The organism is Sphingomonas mangrovi (genome assembly GCF_047975845.1).
Lineage (GTDB): Bacteria > Pseudomonadota > Alphaproteobacteria > Sphingomonadales > Sphingomonadaceae > Sphingomonas.
In genome coordinates this window covers 43,420-68,104 of the sequence record NZ_JBIUCZ010000016.1, presented here as the reverse complement: position 1 = coordinate 68,104, position 24,685 = coordinate 43,420, and the positions used below count along the sequence as shown (strand labels likewise).

Genomic DNA, 24,685 nt, shown 5'->3' with positions numbered 1-24,685 from the left:
CGAAATGACCCGAGGACCATCGCGGCGCGCCGTGATCGCTGCCGCACTGGCGGCCCCTGCCCTGATCGCCGCCCGGGGCGAGCGGGTGCAGCCAAACTGGCCGTCGCTGGTGCAGCAGTACCGCTACCCGGACTGGTTCCGCGACGCCAAGTTCGGCATCTGGTCGCACTGGGGTCCGCAGGCGGTGCCCGAGCAGGGCGACTGGTACGGCCGCTTCCTCTACATGCAGGGCCATCCGATGGCCGATTTCCACCGCAGGACGTACGGCCATCCGAGCGAGTTCGGGATGAAGGACCTGTTCCCGCGCTGGACCGCCGCGGCGTGGGAGCCGGAGGCGCTGATGCAGCGCTTCGTCAAGGCGGGCGCCAAATACTTCGTCTCGCTCGCCTGCCATCACGACAATCTGGACTGTTTCGACAGCAGCCATCACGGCTGGAACGCGACCCGCATCGGGCCGAAGCGCGACGTGGTCGGCATCTGGGAACGGGCGGCGCGGCGCGCGGGGCTGCGGTTCGGCGTGTCGAACCACATCTCGCACGCCTGGCACTGGTATCAGCCGGCCTATGGCTATGATCCGGTGGGTCCGCGCAAGGGCGAACGCTACGACGCGTATCGCCTGACGAAGGCGGACGGGCGCGGGCAATGGTGGGACGGGCTCGACCCGCAGCAACTCTACACCGGCCCCCATATGGTGGCGCCCGACGGGATCGACAGCATCGAGGCGATGAACGCCTGGCACGACCAGCACGACGGCCAGTGGATCGAGACGGCTCCACCCGGAGACCCGCGCTTCGTGCGGCAATGGCTGCTTCGTCAGCAGGAGCTTGTGGAAAAGTACCGCCCGGACCTGTGCTATTTCGACAATTACGAGCTGCCGTTCGGCAACACGGGGCTGGAGGCGGCCGCGCACTACTACAACCGCTCGATCGCCTGGCATGGCGACATCGACGTGGTGCTCACCGCCAAGCAACTGAAGCCCTACGCCCGCTTCGGCGTGGTGCAGGACGTCGAGCGCGGCTTTTCCGACCATCTGTGGGACGAGCCGTGGCAGACGGACACCTGCATCGGCGACTGGTTCTACAACCGCAGCCGCTTCACCGACAGGAGCTACAAGAGCGCCGAGGACGTGGTGCAGCGGCTGGCGGACGTGGTGTCGAAGAACGGCAACCTCCTCCTGTCCGTCCCCCAGCGCGGCGACGGCAGCATCGATGCGGAGGAGGAGCGGATCCTCGACGATCTCGCCGGCTGGATGGCGGTGAACGGCGAGGCGATCTTCGGCTCGCGACCGTGGCGTGTCTATGGCGAGGGGCCGACACAGCTTGCCGCGGGGATGCAGAACGAGGGCGCGTTCAAGGGCTTCGACGAACGGGACGTGCGCTTCACGGTGAACAAGGGCGCGTTGTACCTGCTGTTCCTGAAGCGCCCGACGCGAGCGGTGACGGTAGCGGCGCTGGGGCGCGGGCGGTGGAACGGACGCGTCGCGCGGGCGACGCTGCTGCGCGGGGCACCGGTCGAGGTGACGCAGCGGGCCGAGGGGCTGAACTTAACCGTCCCGCCGGGCACTGGCTTCGTGCCGGTGGTGAAGCTGGAGGGCACAGGGCTAGTTTGAGGGCGGGCGCCATTCGTCCTCTACGGCGAAAAGAAAAAATGGCGCCGCCGCGTTCGCCTCATCCGGCGTTACCCTGAACTTGTTTCACGGTCCACTTCTCTAGCGTGTGTGGCGGGGTGGATGCTGAAACGAGTTCAGCATGACGGGCTTTGTGGAACTACTGATTTGCCCAATTGCAGACATTCATGAGGCTGGCAGGATGCGCCTTATGCTGATGGTCGCCGCCTCGCCCGTGAAGCACAACTGCGGCTCAAGGCCGGAGAATGACAGCGTGAACATGTCGAGGTAGCCTCGGTAGTTTCGACCTACCCAGCACCACCCCAACTCCGATCCAACGAAGTCGGACAACTCGGCGACGGCTTGCCAACCGCTATTCACATCCGGCGCTGCCTCAAGCTCCACAGCGATCTCGTCGGTATCCGCGTCAACCCGCAACACGAGGGCGCGGTCCTCGATCACCACCGCCACGCCGTGCCAGCCAGCCGCTCCGTCGCGTCGGCCGAGCACAGCGGTCGCAACCTGCCCGTGAGCCTTATCATAGTCGAATTGGAGCATCGTGCGGTCGGCCATGGACCGCTATTACCGGACCGGCAGAATGTCCGCTATCACCACAATCGGTCACTTCCATCCTCCCGAACTTCGCTCGGGAACCATGCGTACCATGGTGAGCGGTCCGCCGCGGAAGTGGCGCTTTCGGCGACGCCCTCAACAACCGCCTTCGTCGGCATGGCTCGCTTTGCAAGCCGGCCTCGCGGGCACGAGTTGCCGCGCACGTCGCTGACGGCCGTTACGCCCCCTCCCCGTCTTCCGACGGGGAGGGGGCGTGGTGCCGCTTACTTCCGCGCGATGGTCAGCGCACGGCCGTTGTAGGTCGCCTCCGCGTCGTAGCCGTTGGTGTCGGTCACCGGCTTGCCTTCGCGGATCCAGCGGACGCGGATGGTGCGGCTGGCGGGCATGCCCTTCCAGCCCTTGCCCTCGCGCGCGCCGAGCGTCACCGCGCCGGTCCGGTCGTCGTAGCGCATGGGAATGCGGCTGAACGCGCCCGACTTGTACGCGGTGCTGGTGCCGTCGTCCTCGTAGAGCGAGAACGTGCCGTCGGCGCCGGTGTACACCGTGATCGTCAGCGGGGCGCTGCGATCCTGGTCGGTGTACTGCATGACGGGGCCCATCGGCACGATGGCGCCGGCGCGGACGAACAGCGGCATGCGTTCGGCCGGCGCGTCGACGGTCGCCGTCTGGCCGCCGCGATAGGTCTTGCCGGTCGAGAAGTCGTACCAGGTGCCCGTGCCGGGGAAGTACACCTTCCGGCTGCGCGCCTTGTACTCGACCACCGGCGCGACGAGGAACGCGTCGCCGAACAGATATTCGTCGACGAGGTCACGCGCCGCCTTGTCCTGCGGGAAGTCGGCGGCGAGCGCGCGCATGATGCTGCCGTCCTTCATATAGGTATCGGCACCGACCGTGTAGATGTACGGCATCAGGCGGTAGCGCAGCGTGTCGTACCACACCATCGACTGGCGCATCGGCGAGGCTTCCGGGCTGATCTCGTAGATCTCGCGATACGGAAACTCGCCGTGGCTGCGGAACAGCGGGCTGAACGCACCGAACTGGAACCAGCGCAGGTTGAGTTCCCGCCACTCGTCGAGGTTCGCCGCGGTCGGCGTCTTGGTCGCGTAGCGATCCTCCAGCGCGAAGCCGCCGATGTCGTGCGTCCAGTTGGGGATGCCGGACATCGAGGCGTTCACCCCGGCCGAGATCTGCGCCTTAAGGTCGAACCAGCGGCTCGCGACGTCGCCCGACCAGATCGCCGCGCTGTAGCGCTGCAACCCGCCGAACCCCGACCGGGTGAGCAGGAACGGGCGGACGTCCGGCTTGAACGACGTCCAGCCGTCGTAGAACGACTGCGCGTTCATCAGCGGGAAGCTGTTGAAATACTGCGTTGCCGGCCCGATCGCGGTCGGCCCCATCGTCTCGATGCGCTCCTCGATCGAGAGGTTGGAGTGCATGTCGGGCTCGCTCGCATCCGCCCACCAGGCATCGGTGCCGAGCTTCGCCAGACGCTCCTCGATCTGCTTCCAGAAGATGCGGCGACCTTTCGCCGAATAGGGATCGTAGAAGGTGTTGGCATAGCCCGGGCCGACCCAGTCCTTGTTCCCCATCTCAAGGTTGCCCTTGTACACCGCACCGGCGGCCTCGAGCTCTTTGTAGGTATCGGTCGTCGGGTAGAACTTGGGCCAGACCGAGATCATGAAGTGCGCGTTGTCGGCGTGCACCGTGTCGATCATCTTCTTGGGATCGGCGAAGCGCGTCGGATCGAAGCGGTGGCTGCCCCAGTCGTCGTCGCGCCAGTAGCGCCAGTCGAGCACGATGTTGTCGAGCGGGATCTTCAGCTCGCGGTACTTCTCCACCACGCCGGTGACCTCGGCCTGGGTGTCGTAGCGCTGGCGCGACTGCCAGAAACCATAGGCCCACTTCGGCATCATCTCGGACTTGCCGGTGAGCTGGCGATAGCCGGCGATCGCGCCGTCGATGCTGCCGCCGGGGATAAACCAATAGTTCTTGGCCTGCCCCACCTCGCTGGTGAACCAGATGGAGTTGCGGTCCTGCGTCGGCAGCGGATCGCTGTGCAGCAGCGCGATGTAGCCGGCGTTCGGCTCCCATTCGATACGCACGTTGGCGGCCTTGCCCGCGGTCATCGGCACGTCGAAGTTCGCGTACCAGGGATTCCAGTTCTGGCGCCAGCGGTTGAGGACTTCCTTGCCGTCGACGAAGACCTTGAAATAGCTCGAGCCATAGAGCTGGAAGCGGTGCGTGCCCGTGCTGGTCGGCATCACGTCGCCGGTCCAGATCACCGTCTGCTTCTGCACCGCGTTGCCGGCGGTGTTCTGTCCGCCGGTCGCCGCCTCGGTCTGCGCCTTGGCCGCCTCGGGCCAATTCGCCTGATCCTTGATGTACTGGTAGTTGATCGTCGCTTCCTGGCGGGTCACCACCGGCTTGCCGTCGAGGAAATACTCCGCCTTCCAGCCCGGCTTGCCACCGGACGAGACCTTCATCCCCTCGCCCACGAAGCGATACGGCTTGGGATTGCCGAAGCGGGTGATCGAGTTGTTGTCCCACAGCAGCCCGTAGCCCTTGGTGGAAACCAGGAACGGAATGCCGATGTCCATGTTGTGCTGGGCGAGTTCGACGTCCTCGCCCAGATTGTCCATGTAGGCATTCTGGTGCTGGCCGAGGCCGTAGACGCCCTCGTCGGTGCCGCGGTTGAACTGCTGCGAGACGGTGACGGACGGCTTGCCGTCGGCGGTGGTGGGGGCGAAGGCGGTGGCGCCGCTTTCGTTCAGCAGCAGCTTGCCGGCACGATCCAGAAAGCGCACCTCGCCGGTGGCGAGCGCGATCTGCGCGGTCGACTTGGCGGCGGATATGGTGACGTAGCCGTCCTGCTCGCGCACCTGGTACTTGCCGGCGGCCGGCGGGTTGGGCGCCATCAGGCTGGGCGCCAGCGGCCCCGTCGCCATGTCCCGCGGCGTCGCGACCACGTGCAGGATGCCGTCGCCATGCACCGTCACCTCAACACGCGAAGACGGGCCGGATGCAGGCGTCACCGCCACGCCGCCGGCGATCTTCTGGAAGGCGCCGCTCTGCGCCTGCGCGGGCGAGGCGATCGCGCTACCGGTCAGCAGCGCAGCGATAAGAACCCTGTTCATATATCCTAACCCCTATCCATTCTTATTGGGGGCGCGGCTCAGCGCGCGCGACCCGTCGTGATCTTCAATACCTGTGGCCGGTCGATCAGGTTGATGCCGTAGTCGGTCTGGTCGCCGTTCCAGACCCGCTTCATCACCCACTTGCCGTCGTCAAAGCCGCCTTCCTCGATGCGCAGCACCATGTTGCCGGGCGTCTCGGATTCGAAGCGGACGCGGACGTGATCGCCGACCAGCAGGAATTCGGTGTCGGACATCTGCGCGACGGCGAGGCCGCCGATCGGCTGCGACGCCCAGGGTGCGGGCTCGGACTTGAGCCAAGTCCATTCCTTGGTGCCGAACTGCCACTCCCCCCAGGTGCCGGAGATCTTCCATCCGCCCAGGACGGTGGAGACAGCGGTGCCGTCGTCGGGCTTGGCCGCGCCCCAAGTCGGACGGGTGGCGGCGATCCGCGCCCAGTCGCGCATGATCGAACCCACCGCCTTGTAGGGCAGCGCGAAGGCGTCGAGCGTTTGCTTGTCGAGATTGTCGGAGCCGAGCGGATAGTTGAAATAGCCCGTGTCATCCATGCCGAACGGCGCGAAGCCGATGCCGCCCCGCCCGATCGTGGGATAGAAGAAGCGCGCGAACTCCTTGCCGTTTCCGATCTCGGGCACCATCAGCGCGTTGTCGGGACGCGCGTATTTGTCGAGATACTGGACGATGTTCTCGCTCTTGCGATCGTAGATGTCGGGCGCGGCGAAATCGATCGCGGGTGCCGCCGCCTTCCAGATGTCGAGCACGTCCTGCTGCGGTCCGCCGCTGGCGACGCCGTCGGGATCGGGAACGTTCGATGGCCCCGCGAGCGATGCATTCACGTACATCGGCAGCGGCTTCGCCTTCTTGCCCGCCACCGCCATCGCGTTGACGTAGGAGGCGACGTACCAGGTGTTGAAGGCCCGGTCGGCCTGCGCGCCGAACGCCTGGCTCCAAGTGCCGGACTTGCCGGTCTTGCGGGCGAGTGCGGCGGGGATCTGCTGCGCGAACAGTCGGTTGCCCGTGGCGCCGAAATCGCGCGGGTTGCGGTAGCTGCCCGTTTCGTTCTGCGGCTGGACGAGGATCACGGTGTTCTGCGGATCGTGATCGCGCAGATATTCCATCACCTTGACGAACGCGCGCGTGTCGGCCGCCAGCGTCTGCTCGCCATGCGCGCTGAGCACGCCATGATCCTTGCCCTCGCGCGTCTTCATCCGCGGGAAGCGCCCGGGGTTCAGCTTCACCCAATCGGGGGTGTAGGCATAGCTCGTGTTCTTCCACGTGCCGAACCACAGAAGCACGATTCGCTTGTCATGCGCGCGCGCCTGATCGAGCAGCACCTGCAGGAACGACAGGTCGTACGTCCCCTCGACCGGCTCGACCTGCTGCCAGGCGATGGGGATCTCGAGCGTGTTGACGTTGATCCGGTCGATCACCGGCCAGACCTCGTCGAGCATCGCGGGATAGTTGCTCGAATTGTTCGCCTGCGCCGCGAGCATCAGGTACGGCGCGCCGTCGACGATGAAGGCGTGGCGCCCGTTGCGGCTTTCCAGCCGCGGCAGTTCGGTAGCCGGGCCGGTCTGCGCCGTCGCAACGGTGGCGCTCGCCAGTGCGACGAGCGCGGTGCCTAGTGTAAAGACGTTCACTTCGCCCCCTCTTTCGGATCGCCGTACAGGATCCCGCGTCCGTCGGTCGCCACATAGACGCGGCCGAACAGACGCGGATCGCCGCTGACCATGCGCAGGCGCAGGCCCCATTGATGCGCGTCGTCGTTGATGCGCCGCCACCCCGCGCCACCGTCGAGCGAGCGGAACACGCCCTTGGTATCGCCGCGCTGGCCGATGGCGTACAGCGCCGGCCACCGGGCGTCCGCCGCGCCCTTGCCCAGGCCATAGCGCGTGATCGCGATACCGCTGGTGGCGCGTTCCCAACGCTCGCCGAAATCGGTCGAGCGGTACAGCTCGCTTCCGACCAGCAGCCACAGCGCCCCGGCGCGGCCCGGCGTGGCGACCAGCGGGTTTGCCGCCTCGCGACCCACCGCGCGGGCGCCGGACAGGTCGACGGGGAGCCCGGTGCCGGCAATGGAGTGGAAGGTCGCGCCGCCGTCATCGCTGCGCACCAGGCGATCGGCGGCGAAATCGATCGCGTAGAAGCGTGCCGCGTCGGCCTTGTCTGCGGTCACCCGGACACGCGAAGGCAGGCCGCGGATCGGCGCCCATGTCCTGCCCCGATCGCGAGTGAGGATGGGTCGCGTCGTCTCGACCACGAAGGTGCTGCCGTCTGCTGAGACGGTGATCGCGGCATTGCCGGTGCGCTCGGGCGGTGGCTCGCTGCCGGAGGACTCACTGGGCGGCACGCGGAGCGGCTGCCAGCTGGTGCCGCCGTTGCCCGACCAGGCGAGCGACGTGTCGGGCACCACCGGCTTGTGCGTGTTGCCGCTGCGCACCATCACCGCGGGCGCGGCGCCGGCATAATCGAGCGAGTTGGTGTTGGTCAGGAACGGGTTGAGGTGGACGCGCGGCGGCGAGACGGTGAGATCGTCGTGGCGGAACCCGCCGAGATCGCCGTATCCCGATACGAGGTGCGCGCCGCCCGTCGGGCTGACCAGGGTGATGACGGCGGTCTGCTCGATTCCCTTCGTCCAGGGCGCCCAGCGCATGGTGCCGGGCTGGTCGAAGCCGTCGGTCGCGTACATCGTCGCGCCGGTGACATAGGCGGCGTGGCCGACATCGAACGGATCGATCGCGAGGCCGGCGATCCAGTGACCGAAGTTGGCCTTCTTGTCGAAATCGAGGAACGGTGTCGCGGACACGTCGCGCGTACTGGTGCGGGAGAGTTCCCGCCACGTCCGCCCGGCATCGTACGAACGCCATACGGTATCGCCGCCCTGATAGCGGTTGACCGTCGCCACCGCGAGGACGTTGGCATCACTCGCCGCGACCGCCACGCCCATATAGCCGCCGGGCACCACCGCCGCGCCCTTGAGCGGCGTCACGTCGCGCCACGCGCCCTTGGCCGGATCGAAGCGCCAGACCTCGCCGCGCTTGATCCCGTTCGGGCCGATATAGTCGCAATAGGTGATGGTAAGCACGCCGTCGCGGCCGACCACGCCCTTGACCGGCAGGAGATCGGCGGACGGCCCTCCCGCGATCACCCGCCAACTCGTACCGCCATCGTCGGAGCGGAACAGGTGCCGGGCGCCCGGGTCCGCGCTCGCGACGTAGATGCGGCCGCGCTTCGCCTTGTCGAACAGGACGAAGGACAGGCCGCCATGCGTTGTGCGCGGGCGATCGGGTTTGCCGAGGCCGGCGAGCGGGAACCCGACGACCTTGTGCCAGGTGGCGGCCGAATCGTCGCTGCGCCACAGGCCATCGTGGCGCGACCCGAACAGCAAGGTGGCGGGCGCGTTCGGATCGATCGCCAGCCGCTCGCCCATGCCGCGGCCGTCCTCGTTGCCGCCCATCGCGAACGGCACCGCCGTCTTGCGCCAGGTGGCTCCGCGATCGGCGGATCGGAAGATCGCCGCCGGCATCCGCGCGCTCATGCCTGCGGCCATGTACACGATGTCGGCGTCGACCGGATCGGGGGCGATGCTCTCGATGCCCATGTAACTGGGCTCCGCTTCGTCGTCCTGCAGCGGCAGCCAGCGCGCCCGGGTGGCATCCCAGCGGTACGCGCCGCCCATGTCGGTGCGCAGGTAGGCGAGGCCGCGCTCGGCGGTGCTGAACACGATCCCCGGTGCGAAGCCGCCGCCGCCGAGCGTGACGTTGCGCCAATCGTAGGGAACGGCCGGTGATGCAGCCGGTCCAGCCGCCACGTCGACGCCAGCGCAAAGGGCGAGCGCGATCACGGCTGTGTGCATGAAACGCATGCGCGCCATCGTCCTCTCCGCCCTCCCTCGCTTGTTCTTTTTGGACGACTTTTTCGCCCTTGAGGCGGTTTATGGCATGAACGATACCGCTAACACAACCATTGCGAGCGGCAGGCGTGTGCTGCAGCTTCACCTAACGGGCGGAACATGCCGCCATAAAATCCGCCGGGTCGATGAGCTCTTGGACGATCGCTGACGGCGCTGGCGGCCGGTCGCGTCGCCAACGAAGACCGCCCTACCCCAGCATCCGCGCTGCCGGACGCCGCCGCGGCGCGGCATCCGACTGGCGGCGGATCAGCGTATAGTCGAGGACCACTTGGCGAAGCACCTCGGCCGTCCCGCTGCGCCTGTCCCGCAGCATCGCCGCGAGCAGATCGACCGCCGCGCGGCTCATGTCCGCGATCGGCTGGTGGATGGTGGTGAGTTCGGGCCAGATCGTCGTGGCAAGGGCGCTATCGTCGAACCCCACCACCGTCAGATCGCCGGGCACGTCGAGGCCGCGACGATGCGCCACCGCGACCGTCGCGGCGGCCATGTCGTCGTTGCTGGCGAAGATCGCCGACGGCGGCTGCTCGGCCTCCAGCAACTCCTCGGCGGCGTCGAGCCCGGAGCGATAGGTGAACAGGCCTTGCGCGACGAGGCAGTCGTCGACCTCGATCCCGCGCTCCGCCAGCGCTGCGCGATAGCCCTCCAGCCGCTCGCCGCTCGCCGTCAGGTTCGGGTTGCCGATGATGAAGCCGATCCGCTGATGGCCGAGATCGAGCAGGTGGCTGGTCATTTCGCACGCGGCGCTGCGGTCGTCGATCGACACCGCGGCGAGGTGCTCGGGTCGGCGGCCGGTGGCGACCACGACCGCCGGCACCCGCGCTTCGCTCAGCAGATCGAGCACCGGCTGCGAGTCACACAGGGGCGGCGGCAGGATGATGCCGTCGACGCCGCTGTTGAGCAGCCGCTGCGCCATCTCGCGTTCCCCGCTCCCCGTCTCGACGTTCTGGACCACCAACTGGATGTCGGCCCGGCTCGCCTGGTCGAGGCTGCCGAGCAGAAAGGCGCTGAGATAGGCTTCCGACGGGTTGCTGTAGAGCAGCCCGATGCGCTGCTGCGCGGCACCGGCGAGGCGGCGGGCGGCGCGGTTGGGGGCGTAGTTCAGCTTGGCGATCGCCGTATGCACCGCCTCGCGAGTCGTGTCGCGGACGTTGCCTTCGGCATTGATCACGCGCGAGACGGTCATGAGCGACACGCCCGCCATCGCGGCGACGTCGGCGATCGTGGGCGCGCCCTTGTGCCGCGAGGTTCCGCTTCGGGGTTTGCGCGTCGAGCCGGCTGCCATAAGGCTCCGTAGCATCTGTTCGGCATCTGCAAAGCAGCAAGTGTGGCGCGTCGGAAAAGCTGATAGCGTTATCAAACACGTTCTCCTATTCGGAGGCGGATAAAAAGACGGAGAGGGAAGAAATGCGTCGCGTGAGCTATTGGGCGGTAGCGGCCCTGATGGGCATGGTGGCAAGCGGAACGGCGGCGCAGGTCGCCACCCCGGCAAGCTGGCCGGAGGCGAAGAGCCCCGCCGCACTGGTCGATGCCAAGACCGAAGCGAAGATCTCGGCACTCCTCGCCAAGCTGTCTCTCGAAGAGAAGATCGGCCAGATGATCCAGGCCGATACGTCCGCGATCACGCCCGAGGACCTGCGCACCTATCCGTTAGGCTCGATCCTGGCAGGCGGCAGCTCGCCGCCGATCGGCGCGCCCGACCGCTCGCCCGCCGCACCATGGGTGGCGACCTCGCAGGCGTTCAACAAGGTCGCGATGGAGAAGCGGCCTGGGCACGTCGCCATCCCGCTGATGTTCGGCATCGACGCGGTGCACGGCAACAACAACGTGGTGGGCGCCACGATCTTCCCGCACAACAGCGCGCTGGGGGCGATGCGCGAACCCGCGCTGATCCGCCGCATCGGCGAAGCGACCGCGGCCGAGACGGCGGCGGCAGGGATCGACTGGGCGTTCGGCCCGACGCTGGCGGTGCCGCAGGACGATCGCTGGGGCCGCGCCTACGAAGGCTATTCGGAGGACCCCGCGGTCGTCGCCTCCTATGCCGGCGCGATGGTCGAGGGGCTGCAGGGCAAACCCGCAAACTGGGGCATCCAGAAGGGCCATGTCGCGGCCAGCGTGAAGCACTTCCTGGGTGACGGCGGCACCAAGGACGGCATCGACCAGGGCGACGCTCAGGTCGACGAGGCGACGCTGATCGCGACCCACAACGCCGGCTACCCGGCGGCGGTGAACGCCGGCACCATGACGGTCATGGCCAGCTTCTCCAGCTGGAACGGCGCCAAGATGCACGGCAACAAGTCGCTACTGACCGACGTGCTCAAGGGCCGCATGGGCTTCGACGGCTTCGTCGTCGGCGACTGGAACGGCCACGGCCAGATCCCGGGCTGCACCAACGAGAACTGCCCCGCGACCTTCAACGCCGGCCTCGACATGGCGATGGCGCCGGACAGCTGGAAGGGCCTGTACACCACCACCCTCGCCGCGGCGAAGGCGGGCACCATCCCGATGGCGCGCATCGACGATGCGGTGCGCCGCATCCTGCGCGTGAAGATGAAGCTGGGCCTGTTCGACGCGCCGCGCCCCTATGAAAGCCGCCCGCAGGTGATCGGATCGGCCGAGCATCGTGCGGTCGCGCGCGAGGCGGTGGCGAAAAGCCTCGTCCTGCTCAAGAACAGCGGCGTGCTGCCGGTGAAGGCGAGCGCCAACATCCTCGTTGCCGGCGATGCGGCCGACGACATCGGCCGCCAGTCGGGCGGCTGGACGCTCTCGTGGCAGGGCGACGGCAACACCAACGCCGATTTCCCCGGCGCGACCTCGATCTACGCGGGCATTGCCGCGGCCGCCAAGGCGGGCGGCGGCACCGCCACGCTGTCGGCGGACGGCAGCTTCACCACCAAGCCCGACGTCGCGATCGTGGTGTTCGGCGAGCAGCCCTATGCCGAGATGCGCGGCGATGTGCGCTCGCTGGAGTTCGAGGCGGGCGACAAGCAGGCGCTGGCGCTGCTCAAGAAGCTGAAGGCGGCGGGCGTGCCGACCGTGTCGGTGTTCCTGTCGGGCCGCCCGATGTGGGTGAACCCGGAGCTCAACCAGTCGGATGCGTTCGTCGCCGCCTGGTTCCCGGGGTCCGAAGGCGCCGGCATCGCCGACGTGCTGATCGGCGGCAAGCGGGACTTCACCGGCAAGCTCGCCTTCAGCTGGCCCAAGACGGCCGCGCAGTTCGTGCTGAACCGCGGCGCGCCGGGCTATGACCCGCTGTTCCCGTTCGGCTATGGCCTGAGCTACGCCAAGGGCGGCACGGTGCCCGCGCTGAGCGAGGTCGCCGGCATCGACGCGAGCCTCGCCAACACCAGCCTGTTCTTCGCACGCGGCCGAGTGCCGGCGCCGTTCCAGCTGTCGCTCGATCCGGCGATCGGCCGCGCAGCGGTGGACAGCGCCAACGCGCAGGAAGGCGCGGTGCAGCTGAGCTGGAAGGGCAAGGGCACGGCCAAGATCACCGGCCCCGACCTCGCCCTCACCCGCGAAACCAACGGCGACCTGAACCTGCAGGTCACCTATCGCGTCGACAAGGCACCCACCGGGCCAGTCGGGCTGGCGCTGGGCGGCGGCCGCGTCGACATCGCCTCGACCCTCGACAAGAGCGCGGGCTGGCACATGCTGCGCGTGCCGCTGAAGTGCTTCCGCGATGCGGGCGCGACGATCGACAAGGTCTCCAGCCCGTTCGCGCTCGACGCGGCGGCACCCTTCTCGGTCGCGATCTCGGACATCCGACTCGCGACCGATCCCGCGGGCGCGGTATGCCCTGCCAAAGGCGGAGGGAAGTGATGACGCCCTCGCGACGCGACGTGCTGGCGGCAGCGGCGGCTCTGTCCCTTGTCGGCGCGCCGGCGCATGCGGCGCCGATCACCTGGGGCGAGACCGTCCAGCTTTGGCCCGGAAAGGCGCCGGGCACGCCGGCCCGCCTGCCGGTCCCCAAGGCGAATCAGGGGTCCAGCGATCCGGACGTCAACGATCGCGCGCTGACGGGCATCGATCGTGCGACGCTGATGGTGCGCCGCCCGTCGGCATCGAACGGCACGGCCGTGCTGCTGATACCGGGCGGCGGCTACGGCTTTCTCGCAATCGACAACGAGGGCGAGGAACAGGCGCGCTGGCTGACCGCGCGCGGGGTCACCTGCTTCATCCTGAGCTATCGTCTGCCGGGCGAGGGCTGGGCCGATCGCGCGCTGGTGCCGCTGCAGGATGCGCAGCGGGCGATGCGGGTGATCCGCGCACGCGCGGCGACCTATGGCGTCGATCCCAAGCGCGTGGCGGCACTCGGCTTTTCGGCCGGCGGGCATCTCGCCGGCAGCCTCGCGACCCGGCACGACGAGCGCACCTACGCGCCGGTCGACGCTGCCGACCAGCAGTCCGCTCGCCCCGATCTTGCCGGGCTGATTTATCCGGTGGTGAGCCTTTCCGCACCTTTCACCCACGGCGGCTCGCGCGACGCGCTGCTGGGGCCGGACGCGGGCGAGACGCTGCGGCGCACAGCCTCGGTCGAGACGCGAGTCACCGCGACGACGCCGCCGATCTTCCTGGCGCATGCCAGCGACGACGGCTTGGTGCCGATCGCCAACAGCATCTCGCTGTACCAGGCGATGCTCGACCAGCAGCGCGAGACCGAGTTTCACGGCTTCGACAAGGGCGGCCACGGCTTTGGCGTGCGCCTGCCCAAGACCGTGCCGGCATCCGCTTGGCCCGATCTGTTCGTCGCCTATGCCAAGCGACTGGGAGTGCTGCCGGCATGAAGCGGATCGCGTTGCTGCTTGCCGGTGCGGTGATGCTCATCGCCGCCGACGAACCGCAGTATCAGAGCAGCCCGGAGCGTCGTACCGTCACCGAGACGCGCGATTGGGGTCCGTGGGGCGGGCCGTTTCGCGACAAGCTGGTCCCGTCGCTGATGCGGGATTTCGGCGAGCGCTATCTCTACGCGCCGGCCAACGCCGCCCTGCCGCCGCCGGCGCAGGGGGAGCAGCGGGTCGTGTTCCTGGGCGATTCGATCACCGATGGCTGGGATCTGGCCAAGTCCTTTCCCGGCAAGCCGTACGTCAATCGCGGCATAGGGGCGCAGGTGACGGCGCAGATGCTGGTGCGGTTCGAGCATGATGTCGTCGCGCTGCAGCCCGCCGCGGTCGTGATCCTGGGCGGCACCAACGACGTGTCGGGTTTCCTGCAGGTCGAGACGCCCGAGACGATCCTCGCCAACATCACCGCGATGGCCGACATCGCCGACGCGCGGGGCATCCGCGTGGTCCTGTGCGGGCTGCTGCCGGTGAACGACTATGGCGAGAACCGCGGCTACATGACCAAGGAACGACCGCCGGCGACGCTGCGCGCGATCAACGACGGGCTGCGCGCACTCGCGGCGGCGCGGGGCTATGCCTTCGCCGACTATGCCGCCCCGCTGGCGGACTCACGCGGAATGCTGACCGACGCCTACACTGGCGACGGGCTGCATCCGAACGCGGCCGGCTACGCGCGCATGGCGCCGGTGGTGCGTGCCGCCATCGCCGAGGCGCTGGCCCGCCCGCCGAGAAGACCGCGCCGATCCTGATGGCACCCCCGGCTAAGACGGGGTGTTTGCAAAAGGGATGTCCCCTGTCTTTTCGTCATTCTGACGGAAGTCAGGATCCATTGCCGTGCCGCTTGAGCCTCTGGCGCTGCGTGTCTGGATGCTGACTTCCGTCAGCATGACGGACGTTTTGCAAAGATGCCGCACAAGGAAGGTGCCGCGGGATCACGGGCGGACGCTGTCGCTGACCCCCTGCAAGGCGCGGTAGGCCAGGTTGCGGAACGTCGCCTTGCCCTCGCCCGCCACATACAGCCCAGGACGCAGGCTGAGAAAGCCGTCCGCGACATTGTGGTTGTAGCCGGAGACCTCGAACGAGCGCTCCTTGGTCCAGCGCTTCCCGTCGCGGCTGTAGAAGAAGGTGACGACATTCTCGTCGTTGACCAGCCGCAGGTGCAGGCGGCGCGTGTCGATCTGCGCGCCGGCCGGCCAGCGTTCCTCCTGCCCGATGCGATAGGCGTGGAGCTTCTCCTGCCCGAGGCCGAGGCCGCAGAACAGCTTTTCGTTGTAGAACAGGATCAGCCCAGCCTGGGCTGCACCCTCCAACTCCACCTCGACCCGCACCTCGTAGGAGCGGTCGCCCGCCAAGAACAGCAGCGGCGAAGCATCTGCAGGACCGGTCCCCTGCCCCGCCAGCGTCAGCGCGCCACCGGCGATGCGCGCGCGATCGAGATAGCCCGGCGCGGGTGCCCAGAAGGTCAGCTTGTTGCCGATCGCGTCCGGGCCGAAGCCCGACAGCGGCTGGCCGTGGGCTCCGCCCTTCCCACCGGGCTTCGGCAACGGGCGCGACAGGTCGCCGCCGGTGGCGCGCGGCCACCCGTCGGCGGTCCACTCGATCGGCTCCAGCAGCATCTGGCGTCCCAGCGTGCGCAGGCCGTTCTCGTAGCCGTGGTAGACCAGCCACCACTTGCCGTCCGGCCCCTCGATCGCCGTCGCATGGCCGCGCGACCACCAGGGCTCGTCGCGGCTGACGGTGCGGACGATCGGGTTGTGCGGGCAATTCTCCCACGGCCCGTCGATCGAGCGCGAGCGGGCGACCACCACCATGTGGCTGGTCGGCGGCCCGGCGGTACCGCCCTCGCCGGAGAACATGTAGAACCAGCCGTTCTTGCGGGTGATCTTCGGCCCTTCGAGCGCGAAGCCCTCGATGATCCAGTTCTCCGGGATGGGCCAGCCGTCGTACACATGCTGGACCTTGCCGACCGCCGACAGGCCGTCGTCGCTCAGCTGCACCCGGTTGCCACCGTTGAAGAACAGGTAGCGCTTGCCGTCCTCGCCCAGCGCATGGCCGGGATCGATGAGGCCGTCGATCCGCATGTCGATCGGCTCGCTCCACGGCCCCTTCATGCTGGGCGCGTGGATGACATAGGTCTTGAGCGCGCGGGCGGGATCGGCGTCATCCAGCACCGGGATGTAGATGAAATAGCGCCCGTCGTGCTTGGCGATGTCGAGCGCCCAGACGTTGCCGATCGGCGTCTTGAGCGCGGCGGTGACCGGAGTCCAGTTCACCAGGTCGCGCGAATGCCAGATCGGCACGCCGGGATAGTAGAGGAAGGACGAGAAGGCGGCGTAATAGTCGTCTCCGTCCTTCAGCACGTTAGGGTCCGGCCGATCGCCCGCCAGCACGGGGTTCCGATAGGTGCCGTCGCCCAGATCGGCCCGGCGCTGGCCTTCCACCGTCGTGCCCCAGCGAGCGCGCGTGGGGGCGGCAGGCGCCGTCTGGCCGGCGGCCAGAGCCCGGCCCGGCAGCGTCGCGCCGGCCGAGGCCAGCGCCAACAGGATCGTCTCGCGGCGGTTCACCGTCATCGTTTCTCTCTCGCCTGGTGCTGTTACTGTGCGGCGCCGGCCGGCTGGACCGACACGAGCACCACGTCGTTGGTGCTCATCTTCACCGTCATCGCATGGCGACCGTCGCGGCCGACCCGGACGGTCGTCTGCTTCTCGGGCAGGTCGCGCGTTAGTGCCTGCAACTCGGCGAGCTGCGCGGCGCTCAGATCTTTGGGCGAGCCCATTTCCAGGTAGCGCGTGTGCGCGTCGTTCGCCTTGAAGCCGACGCGGCGGACGGCGATGCGATAGCGGCCGGGCTGAAGGCCGGCGAACCGCAGCTGGGTAGGCTCGGACGGCTTGGCCGGCAGCACCTTGGTGAAGAACGGGCGGTTGCTTACGGTTTGCTCGGGCTGGCGCCAGGCCCACAGCACGACGTTGGTCGCGCCGCCCTCGGTCGCCGCCAGCGCTTCGCCGTCACCGGTGGCGATCTCCTTGCCGGTGAGCTGGTTCATGTACTTGTACGCGAACCATGCCGGCTTGCGGATGCCCTCGCGGTTCATCAGTCCGAAGCCGCCGTGGAACGGCGTCGGCGGCGGACCGGCTTCCTCGAACAGGTCGCTGTACGCCCAATAGCTCATGCCCTGCGCGATCCCGCGGGTCGCGAGCAGCTTGGTGAGGATGTACGGCCCGCTGATGTAGCTGTCGTGGACGGGATCGCGCGGATTGTAGCTGGCGCTCCACTCGGTGAAGTAGAGCGGCAGGCCGCGATACTGCGTCGCATCGATCTGAGCGCGGACCTTGCGGACGTCGGCGACGATCGCGTCGGGGTTGGTCGACAGCTTGTTGTCGTCCTCGCCCTTCTCGTCGAGGAACCCGCCCTCCACGCCATAGGCGTGGGTGGTGACGAAATCGATCGGGATGCGGCGCTCGGCCGTGAAGGCGAGCAGTTCGGGCACCCAGGCCGCGCCTGCGGTTGCCGGGCCGCCGACGCGCAGGGTGGGATCGACCGCCTTGATCGTCCGGGCGCTCGTCTCGTACAGGTCGAAATAGGCCTTCTGATCGGCGTCTTCCCAGAAGCCGTCGAGGTTCGGCTCGTTCCACACCTCGAAGAACCAGCTGCGGACCTCCGCCTCGCCGTAGCGGGCGCGGGCGTGGCGGACGAAGGCCTCGACCAGCGCGGCCCAGGCCTCGGGCTCGGGATGCGAGGTGTTGCCCTTCCAGTAGAACAGCGTCTGTTGAGAGGTCGCTATCGCGGTGGGGGTGAAGCCGAGCTCCACGAACGGCTTGATCCGTCGCGCGAGCAGGGCGTCGATCAGCGCGTCGATCTTGGTCCAGTCGTACACGGTCTTGCCGTCCACCACGCGGACGGTGCCGAGCTTGTCGTGGAACAGCCCGTGGAAGCGGATGTAGCGAAAGCCGAGTTCGTCGACCGCCGTCCGCAGCTGCGCCATGCTGTCGTCGCGCATCAGCGTGCCGGGATAGTCGGCACCGACCGAGAAGTTGAACGAGCGGTCGATCGGCGCACCGGCGCGCGCCAAATCGACGTCGATCTGCCGGGTCTGGGCGAATGTCGGCGTCGCGGTGGCGATCGCCGCCGCCATCAGCGCCCGGCCGGCCGCGCGGCGCAGGGTCGTGGCGGGGTCGTTGATGCGCATGGTGCTGGTCTCCGAAAGGCTCAGGCTGCGCAGTGGCGCGCGATGAACTGGTCGTGGGGCGGCATGGCCGCGGCGGTCTGGCCGATGACGCTGCGCAGATGCTGCAGGAAGCGTCCCGCCTCCGGTGCAGGAAGCGTGGCGACCAGCGGATCGACAGAGGCCGGCATGCCCGCCTGCCCCATCAGCACCGCGATCCAGCTGTCCTCGGTGAAGAGGCTGCCCGGCTCGGGCAGCACCCGGCCGCGGGCGCGCCACAGTTCCAGCTTGTGCGCCAGGCTGTCCGGCGGCGGCGTGGCGCGGCAGTGGCGCCAGAAGTCGAAATCGTCGCGCTCGCTGGCGTGATAGTGGAGGATCAGGAAGTCGCGGACCTGCTCATATTCGGCACGTCCCAGCCGGTTGTAGGCCTCCCGCTCGACCGGCGCGTGGCCGCTGTCGGGAAACAGGCTCATCAGCCGGGTGATGCCGGACTGGATCAGGTGGATGCTGGTCGATTCCAGCGGCTCCAGGAAGCCGCCCGACAGGCCGATCGCGACGCAGTTGCGCTCCCACAGCCGCTCGCGCATGCCCGCCACGAAGCGCAGCGGGCGCGGGTCGGCAGCAGGCGCGCCGTCGAGACCCTGAAGCAGCGCGTCGGCGGCCTCGTCCTCGCCCACGAAGGCGCTGGCATAGACATGGCCGTTGCCGGTGCGGTGCTGGAGCGGGATCCGCCAGCGCCATCCTGCCTGCTCCGCCGTCGCGCGGGTGTAAGGCCGCAGCGGGGTGGTGGGTGCACTCGGCACCGCCAGCGCGCGATCGCACGGGAGCCAACGCTGCCAGCTGGTGAAGGGCACGCCCAGCGCCTCGCCGAGCAGCAACGAGCGGAAGCCGCTGCAATCCACGAACAGGTCGCCTTGGATCCGGCGCCCGTCGGCAAGCTGCACCGCGCGGATGAAGCCGTCTTCGGGCGCGAGATCCACCCGGCCGACCCGCCCCTCGACCCGCGCGACGCCACCCCGCTCGGCGATGCCGCGCAGGAAGCGGGCATAGAGCGCCGCGTCAAAGTGGAAGGCGTAGCGCAGCGACGACAGCACCGCGGCGGGATCGCCGCTCGGTCGGGTGAACCGCCCCATGCGGGCCGCTACCGACGCCAGGCAATAGTCGTGCAGCGATCCGGTGTCGGCGATCGGCGGATCCATCCGCGCTTGCCGTAGCCAGAGCTGGTGGAACTTGATCCCCTCGACGTCGCGGCCGAAGGTGCCGAACGGGTGGAGGTATCGCTCTCCGCGCTGCGCCCAGTCGACGAACTCGATGCCCAGCTTGAAGGTCGCCCCGGTCGCGCGGACGAACGCATCCTCGTCGATGCCAAGGAAGCGGTTGAAGTCGAGTAGCGGCGGGATCGTCGCCTCGCCCACGCCGACGGTGCCGATTTCCTCGGACTCCACCAGCGTCACCGACGTGCCCGCCGCCGTGAGCCGCGCGAGCACCGCGGCTGTCATCCATCCGGCCGTCCCGCCGCCGACGATGACCACGCGGTCGAGCGGCGTTGCCGTCACCTCACCACGCCCTGCGGCGGACCGAAGCTGCGCGTGCGGGCATAGTCGATCAGTTGGCGGTTGCTCGGCAGGTTGGCGATCGCGAACGCCGCCTGCCGCTCCACCTCGGCAAAGGCGCGGCGCGCGTTGTCGACGTAGCGATAGGCGCCAGCGCGGGCGGACAGGTCGGTCTGCCAACCCATGCCGTAGAGGACATATTGCCAGCTCGCCTCGGTGAAGATGTCGACGTTCGTGTCGATATCGATCTCGGTCGGCGGCCGAAAGCGCCAGCGCTCGAGCAGGTCGTGCAGGCTGTCGGGGATCGAGGATGCGGCGACATTGTCGCACCAGAACGGTGAATCCCGGCGTTCCGAGATGCAGTAATGCAGCTTGATGAAGTCGCGTGCGCGTTCGTAGCGCTGCAGCATGTTGGCGTTGAACTGGCGCGCCGAGGTCTCGTGGTCGCCGCCCCAAGGAAACAGATTGGCGACCAGCCCCGCGGCCACCTCGGAAAAGACGATGCCGGTCGCCTCCAGCGGCTCGAAGAAGCCGCTCGACAGGCCGATGGCGACGCAGTTGCGGTGCCAGTTGGTCTCGCGATAACCCGCGTCGAAGCGGATCTTGCGCACCTCCTGGGTTCCGCCCGCATCGCCGACATAGGCGCGCAGCAGTTCCTCCGCGCGGGCATCGTCGGTATGCGCGGAGGAGAAGACATGCCCGATGCCGCGGCGGCGGTCGAGGCCGATGTCCCACATCCAGCCCGCCTCCTGCGCGGTGGCGAGCGTGTAGGAGACAATCGGCTCGCGCTCGTCTCGATACGGCACCTGGATCGCCAGCGCGGTGTCGCAGAACAGCACGTCCCGGCATGAGCGATAGGGCACGCCCAGCGCCTTGCCGATCAGCTCGGCGCGAAAGCCGGTGCAGTCGATGTACAGGTCCGCCTCGAGCCGGCCATTGCTCTCGGTCGACACGCCCGCGATCGCGCCGCTGTCGTCGAGGCTCACGTCAGTGACGCGGTCCACCAGATGGGTGACGCCATTTTCCACCGCCTTGTCGCGCAGCAGCCCGGCCAGCGCGACGGCGTCGAAGTGGAAGGCGTAGTTCAGCGGCGCGACATAGTCGGGGTGGCTGGGCAGCTTGGGCGCGCGGTGCGCGTCGGCCGCCTTCTTCTGCGGACTGCAGACTTCGTCCCAATTCGCGTCGCCGCCGTGGCCGAGCAGCCAATAGGGCAGCAGGTCGAGGCCGTTGTCCGACTGGGCGAGTTGGAACGGGTGGGTGTAATGATCCGGGCCGGGCGATCCCGGCGTGAAGCGCCAGTGGGCGAACTTGGCGCCCTGCTTGAAGCTCGCGCCGCACTTGCGGACGAGGTCGACCTCGCGGATGCCGATGGTCTGGAGCGTGCGGCGGATGGTGGGGAACGTCCCCTCGCCCACGCCGAGGACGCCGATTTCCGGCGATTCCACCAGGGTGATGGCGACCCCGCCCGGCAGGTCCGCACTCAGCCGCTTGGCGAGGTAGCCCGCGGTCAGCCAGCCGGCCGTACCGCCGCCGACGATCAGCAAGCGTTTGCGCATGGCGCCTCTCTATCACAGCAAGGGTGGCGCCGGGAGATGCCCCGGCGCCACGAAGTAGGTCAGAACACCAGGCTGATGCTGGTGGCGATACGGCGATCGCTCTGGAACCAGCTGCGACCGACCAGCTTGCCACCGGGATAGCCGCCCATCAGCACGCGCTGGGTCGAGTTGGTCAGGTTCTGCGCCTGGATGCCGAACGAGAAATTGTCGTTCACCTTGAAGCGGATGCCCGCGTCCAGCTGCCCATAGGAGTCGCTGTACGTCGGCAGCGCGATCTGCGTACCGACCGCTTCGCCCGTGGTGGGATTATATACGACGCCCGGCGCGGTGTAGTACGAATAGGTCGGGTTCGTACCGCTGGCGTTGGTCGACTGCAGATATTTCGACCGCCAGGTGTAAGCGATACGCAGCGAGAACGGGTCCTTCTCGTACAGGAAGGTTGCGTTCACATTGTGCTTCGACAGGCCGACCAGCGGCGCGTCGGTGTGGATCGCGCCGTTGATGTCACGATACACGTCGCCCGGGTTCTTGCTGTCGATGAACGTATAGTTCGCCTCGACCCCGATGCCGGAAAGCCAGCCGGGCAGCATGTCGAAGAAGTACCGACCGCCAACCTCGACGCCCTTGATCTCTGCGGCCTCGGGCGAGTTGGCGTAGATCGTCGCGGCGCCCAGGGATTCGAACGTCGTCCCATCCGTGAAGGTCGCCGTGATCGGCTGCTGCGTCAGCGAGAAGATCGCCGTGTCGAGCAGACGCTTGTAGAAGGGTGCGATGTGGAAACTCGAACCCGCACGGCCATAATATTCGAGCGAGAGGTCGAAGTTATGCGCTGTGGTCGGCTTCAGCGTCGGATCGCCGCTTTCCAACGTGAAGTTGGTGAAGATGCCGGGCTGGCCCGCCACCGGGTTCGTCGAGGTGGCGACTCCCAGCGTGCCCGACGAACGCAGCGCGGTGAAGCTCTGGTTGTCGAGCGTGATGTTATAGCCACCGCGCAGCTTGAACGAGTCGCTCAGCGCATATTCGACGTTCACCGACGGGAGGACACGGGTGAACTTCGCACCGGCCGACCGAACACCCGACTGCTGAGCCAGCGTGACCGTCTCGCCATCACTGTTGATGAACTGCACCGAGTTCTGCTGGAAGAAGCCGCTGCTGGTGTTGTCGATGTGGACGAGACGTGCGCCGACGTTTCCCGAGAACTGACCGCCCTCGCGCCCGAAGCGGACCAACGCATATCCGGCCCAAGTCTGGGTACGGTAATCGGTGCGGTCGTCAGGCTCGATGAATCCGATCTGTCGAATGCCGCTCCCACCACCATAGCCGGTGGTCGGCAGCGGCCCCGATGCGGAGCAGTCATATTGCTGCGCTTCGCTGCAGAAGCCAGCGGGCGGCGACTGGGTCAGCTGTTCGCGATCGAGGCGGCTGACCAGATCGTAGGACGGGAACAGCAGCTCGCCCGGGATGACCGCATCGCCGCGGAAGAAGTTCTTGAACGTGTGCCGCTCGATGTCGCCCGGCGCCGCGTTGGCGAAGGTGAGCTGCGGATCGCCGTTCCAGCCACGGCCGAGCGCGGCCCAATTGTAGCCGTTGTTGTAGTCGCGCTCCGTGCGCTCCGACCAGCGGCCGCCGACCTTGACCGAACGGAAGAAGCTGTCGTCGAAGCTGTACTCGAGGTCGAGATTGGCGGAGTCCAGACGGCCCTTGTTGTTCTCGTTGTGCGGCATCGACGCCGACCAGAGATAGTTGGCCGGATTGTCGAAGATCGCCTGCGAACCCGTGGGCACGCTCACGACCGGCAGATCGCCCGTCAGGTCGAAGCCGAAGCTGGTCGGGAAGTTGAGGTCGCGGAACACGTCCAGGCGGTTCAGGACATTGGTGGATTCGACGCGCTGGATCGCACCCTTGATCGACAGCGGGCTGTCGGCCGGGGTGAACTGCGCGGCGAGCGAATAGTCGCGGGTGACGGTTTCGCTGTCCCACACGCCCTTGTTGCCGCCGCTGACGATCGAGCCGCCGCTCGGCAGGAAGGTGTTCTGGTCGCGGACGAACACCGACGGGCTGGAAACCAGCAGGCCGTTCTCGTCGAACTGCGATTCGGACGGGTTCACCGCCAGCACCTGCGACGCGACCTGCGCGCCATAGTCGCTCGACAGGTTCTCGTAGCGCGACTGGAAGAAGGTGCCGGTCAGGGTGAAGGCGTCCGACGGCGCCCACTGAACGGCGCCGTAGATGCCGGTGCGGTCGCGCTGGAAGCGCTCGTCACCATAGGCATAGCCGCCCGGGACGTAATAGTCGTCACCTTCCAGGCGGGTGCGGAAGTAGGGCTCGACGCGGAAGAACTGCGACAGCTGGGTGAAGCGGCTGCGTGCCACGTCGACCATCACGCCGATGTCGCCGATGCCGGTCTCGAAGTTCTTGGAAACCAGGATCGAGCCGGCATAGTCGGCGTTCTGCGCCAGGTCGCCCAGGCTGAGTTCGCCGGTGGCGGCGATGTGGACATCCTGGTCGCGATAGTCGAACGGCAGGCGCGTGCGCAGATCGATCTGGCCGCCGGTGCCGCCCTCGATCAGGTCGGCGGTCGACGCCTTGTAGACGTCCACGGCGCTCATCAGTTCGGGCGTCACGTCGCCCCACAGCAGCGCACGGCCGCCGTTGGCGCTGAAGATCTCGCGGCCGTTAAGGCGCGAGGCCACGCCGGACAGACCGCGCACCTGCACGCCCGAGCCCTGCGCGGAGAAGTGATCGGGGTCGTTCAGCGCCGAGAAGCGGACGATCGACACGCCCGAGACGCGCTGCAGCACTTCGGTGATCGAGTTGTCGGGCAGCTTGCCCGCGTCATCCGCCACGACCGAATCGACGATCGTCTCGCTGCGACGCTTGCGGTCGTCTGCGGCCTCGAGCGCGGCGCGACGGCCGGTAACAACGATCTCGCCATCGCCTGCCGCTTCCAGGTCCGGACCGGCGGCCTGCTGAGCAGCGTCGGGCGTGTCCTGCGGCTGCACCCGTGCCCAGGCCGGCAGTGCCGCCCCAACCGCAGCGAGCGCCAACGCGGAGGCACCCATGCGAAGTGCCTCGGCCTGCACCGAGCGCGAACGATGCCAACGAGAAATCATTGCGAAAATCCTCCCCTATGTCCGTAGCCGCCGCCGCTTGACGGGCAGCAATCCTACGGTAGCGCTCACATTATCGCGCTTTGCGTCACAAGCCAACTGGAAATTACGGCAGTGTGACAGGAGGGTCGGAGTAGCAGCCAGACACTGCAGTGCAGTACCCTAAGTCAATAAAGGTCTGTTTTTTAATAACATACTCAACGATCGCCCGTGTGCATG

At 67.7% G+C, this 24,685-nt stretch carries 14 protein-coding genes; 4 read left to right on the top strand and 10 right to left on the bottom strand.

From position 1 onward, the window contains the following. The first annotated feature begins 4 nt into the window (after positions 1–4). Positions 5–1,609, top strand: a complete 1,605-nt coding sequence (locus ACBY01_RS09785) for an alpha-L-fucosidase (RefSeq protein ID WP_416460626.1) — start codon at positions 5–7, stop codon at positions 1,607–1,609. Positions 1,610–1,792: 183 nt separating this feature from the next. Here ACBY01_RS09785 and ACBY01_RS09780 read toward each other — a convergent pair whose 3' ends face one another. The 5 genes from ACBY01_RS09780 to ACBY01_RS09760 form a co-directional block, all read right to left on the bottom strand. Continuing rightward, complete coding sequence (locus ACBY01_RS09780) at positions 1,793–2,179, bottom strand: DUF6334 family protein (RefSeq protein WP_416460625.1); 387 nt, start codon at positions 2,177–2,179, stop codon at positions 1,793–1,795. A 263-nt stretch (positions 2,180–2,442) separates the two neighbouring features. Then, the gene (locus ACBY01_RS09775; RefSeq protein ID WP_416460624.1) at positions 2,443–5,313 is read right to left on the bottom strand and encodes a glycoside hydrolase family 31 protein; all 2,871 of its coding nucleotides are present in this window, start codon (positions 5,311–5,313) and stop codon (positions 2,443–2,445) included. Positions 5,314–5,351: 38 nt separating this feature from the next. After that, positions 5,352–7,082 carry a DUF5597 domain-containing protein gene (locus ACBY01_RS09770; RefSeq protein ID WP_416460623.1) on the bottom strand — a complete coding sequence of 577 codons (1,731 nt, stop codon included), beginning with the start codon at positions 7,080–7,082 and terminating at the stop codon, positions 5,352–5,354. Further along, positions 6,968–9,205, bottom strand: coding sequence for a WD40/YVTN/BNR-like repeat-containing protein (locus ACBY01_RS09765; RefSeq protein WP_416460622.1), 2,238 nt, complete (start codon positions 9,203–9,205; stop codon positions 6,968–6,970). Before ACBY01_RS09765 ends, ACBY01_RS09770 begins: the two co-directional genes overlap by 115 nt. Before the next feature lie 226 nt (positions 9,206–9,431). After that, positions 9,432–10,526: a LacI family DNA-binding transcriptional regulator gene (locus ACBY01_RS09760; protein ID WP_416460621.1), complete on the bottom strand. Its 1,095-nt coding sequence runs from the start codon at positions 10,524–10,526 to the stop codon at positions 9,432–9,434. Between the two features lie 122 nt (positions 10,527–10,648). Between ACBY01_RS09760 and ACBY01_RS09755 the strand changes: the two genes are divergently transcribed. Genes ACBY01_RS09755 through ACBY01_RS09745 form a run of 3 tightly spaced genes read left to right on the top strand, consistent with a single transcriptional unit; the run spans position 10,649 to position 14,834 of the window. Next, complete coding sequence (locus ACBY01_RS09755; RefSeq protein ID WP_416460620.1) at positions 10,649–13,063, top strand: glycoside hydrolase family 3 protein; 2,415 nt, start codon at positions 10,649–10,651, stop codon at positions 13,061–13,063. Next, positions 13,063–14,028 carry an alpha/beta hydrolase gene (locus ACBY01_RS09750; protein ID WP_416460619.1) on the top strand — a complete coding sequence of 322 codons (966 nt, stop codon included), beginning with the start codon at positions 13,063–13,065 and terminating at the stop codon, positions 14,026–14,028. Before ACBY01_RS09755 ends, ACBY01_RS09750 begins: the two co-directional genes overlap by 1 nt. Next, entirely contained in the window at positions 14,025–14,834 is an 810-nt protein-coding gene (locus ACBY01_RS09745; protein ID WP_416460618.1) for a GDSL-type esterase/lipase family protein, read from the top strand. The genes ACBY01_RS09750 and ACBY01_RS09745 overlap by 4 nt, the downstream gene beginning before the upstream one ends. A 183-nt stretch (positions 14,835–15,017) precedes the next feature. On the opposite strand, the gene ACBY01_RS09740 is transcribed toward ACBY01_RS09745, so the two are convergent. The 5 genes from ACBY01_RS09740 to ACBY01_RS09720 are packed head-to-tail and all read right to left on the bottom strand — an operon-like array spanning position 15,018 to position 24,469. Continuing rightward, complete coding sequence (locus ACBY01_RS09740; RefSeq protein WP_416460617.1) at positions 15,018–16,655, bottom strand: family 43 glycosylhydrolase; 1,638 nt, start codon at positions 16,653–16,655, stop codon at positions 15,018–15,020. 23 nt (positions 16,656–16,678) lie between these two features. Further along, positions 16,679–18,271 (bottom strand): GH39 family glycosyl hydrolase, encoded by a 1,593-nt coding sequence (locus ACBY01_RS09735; RefSeq protein ID WP_416460616.1) that lies wholly within the window; start codon positions 18,269–18,271, stop codon positions 16,679–16,681. Positions 18,272–18,291: 20 nt separating this feature from the next. Continuing rightward, entirely contained in the window at positions 18,292–19,803 is a 1,512-nt protein-coding gene (locus ACBY01_RS09730) for a tryptophan halogenase family protein (RefSeq protein WP_416460615.1), read from the bottom strand. After that, positions 19,800–21,356 (bottom strand): tryptophan halogenase family protein, encoded by a 1,557-nt coding sequence (locus ACBY01_RS09725; protein WP_416460614.1) that lies wholly within the window; start codon positions 21,354–21,356, stop codon positions 19,800–19,802. The genes ACBY01_RS09730 and ACBY01_RS09725 overlap by 4 nt, the downstream gene beginning before the upstream one ends. Positions 21,357–21,415: 59 nt before the next feature. Continuing rightward, on the bottom strand, positions 21,416–24,469 hold the full coding sequence (locus ACBY01_RS09720; RefSeq protein ID WP_416460613.1) for a TonB-dependent receptor: 3,054 nt from the start codon (positions 24,467–24,469) through the stop codon (positions 21,416–21,418). Between the last annotated feature and the right edge of the window lie 216 nt (positions 24,470–24,685).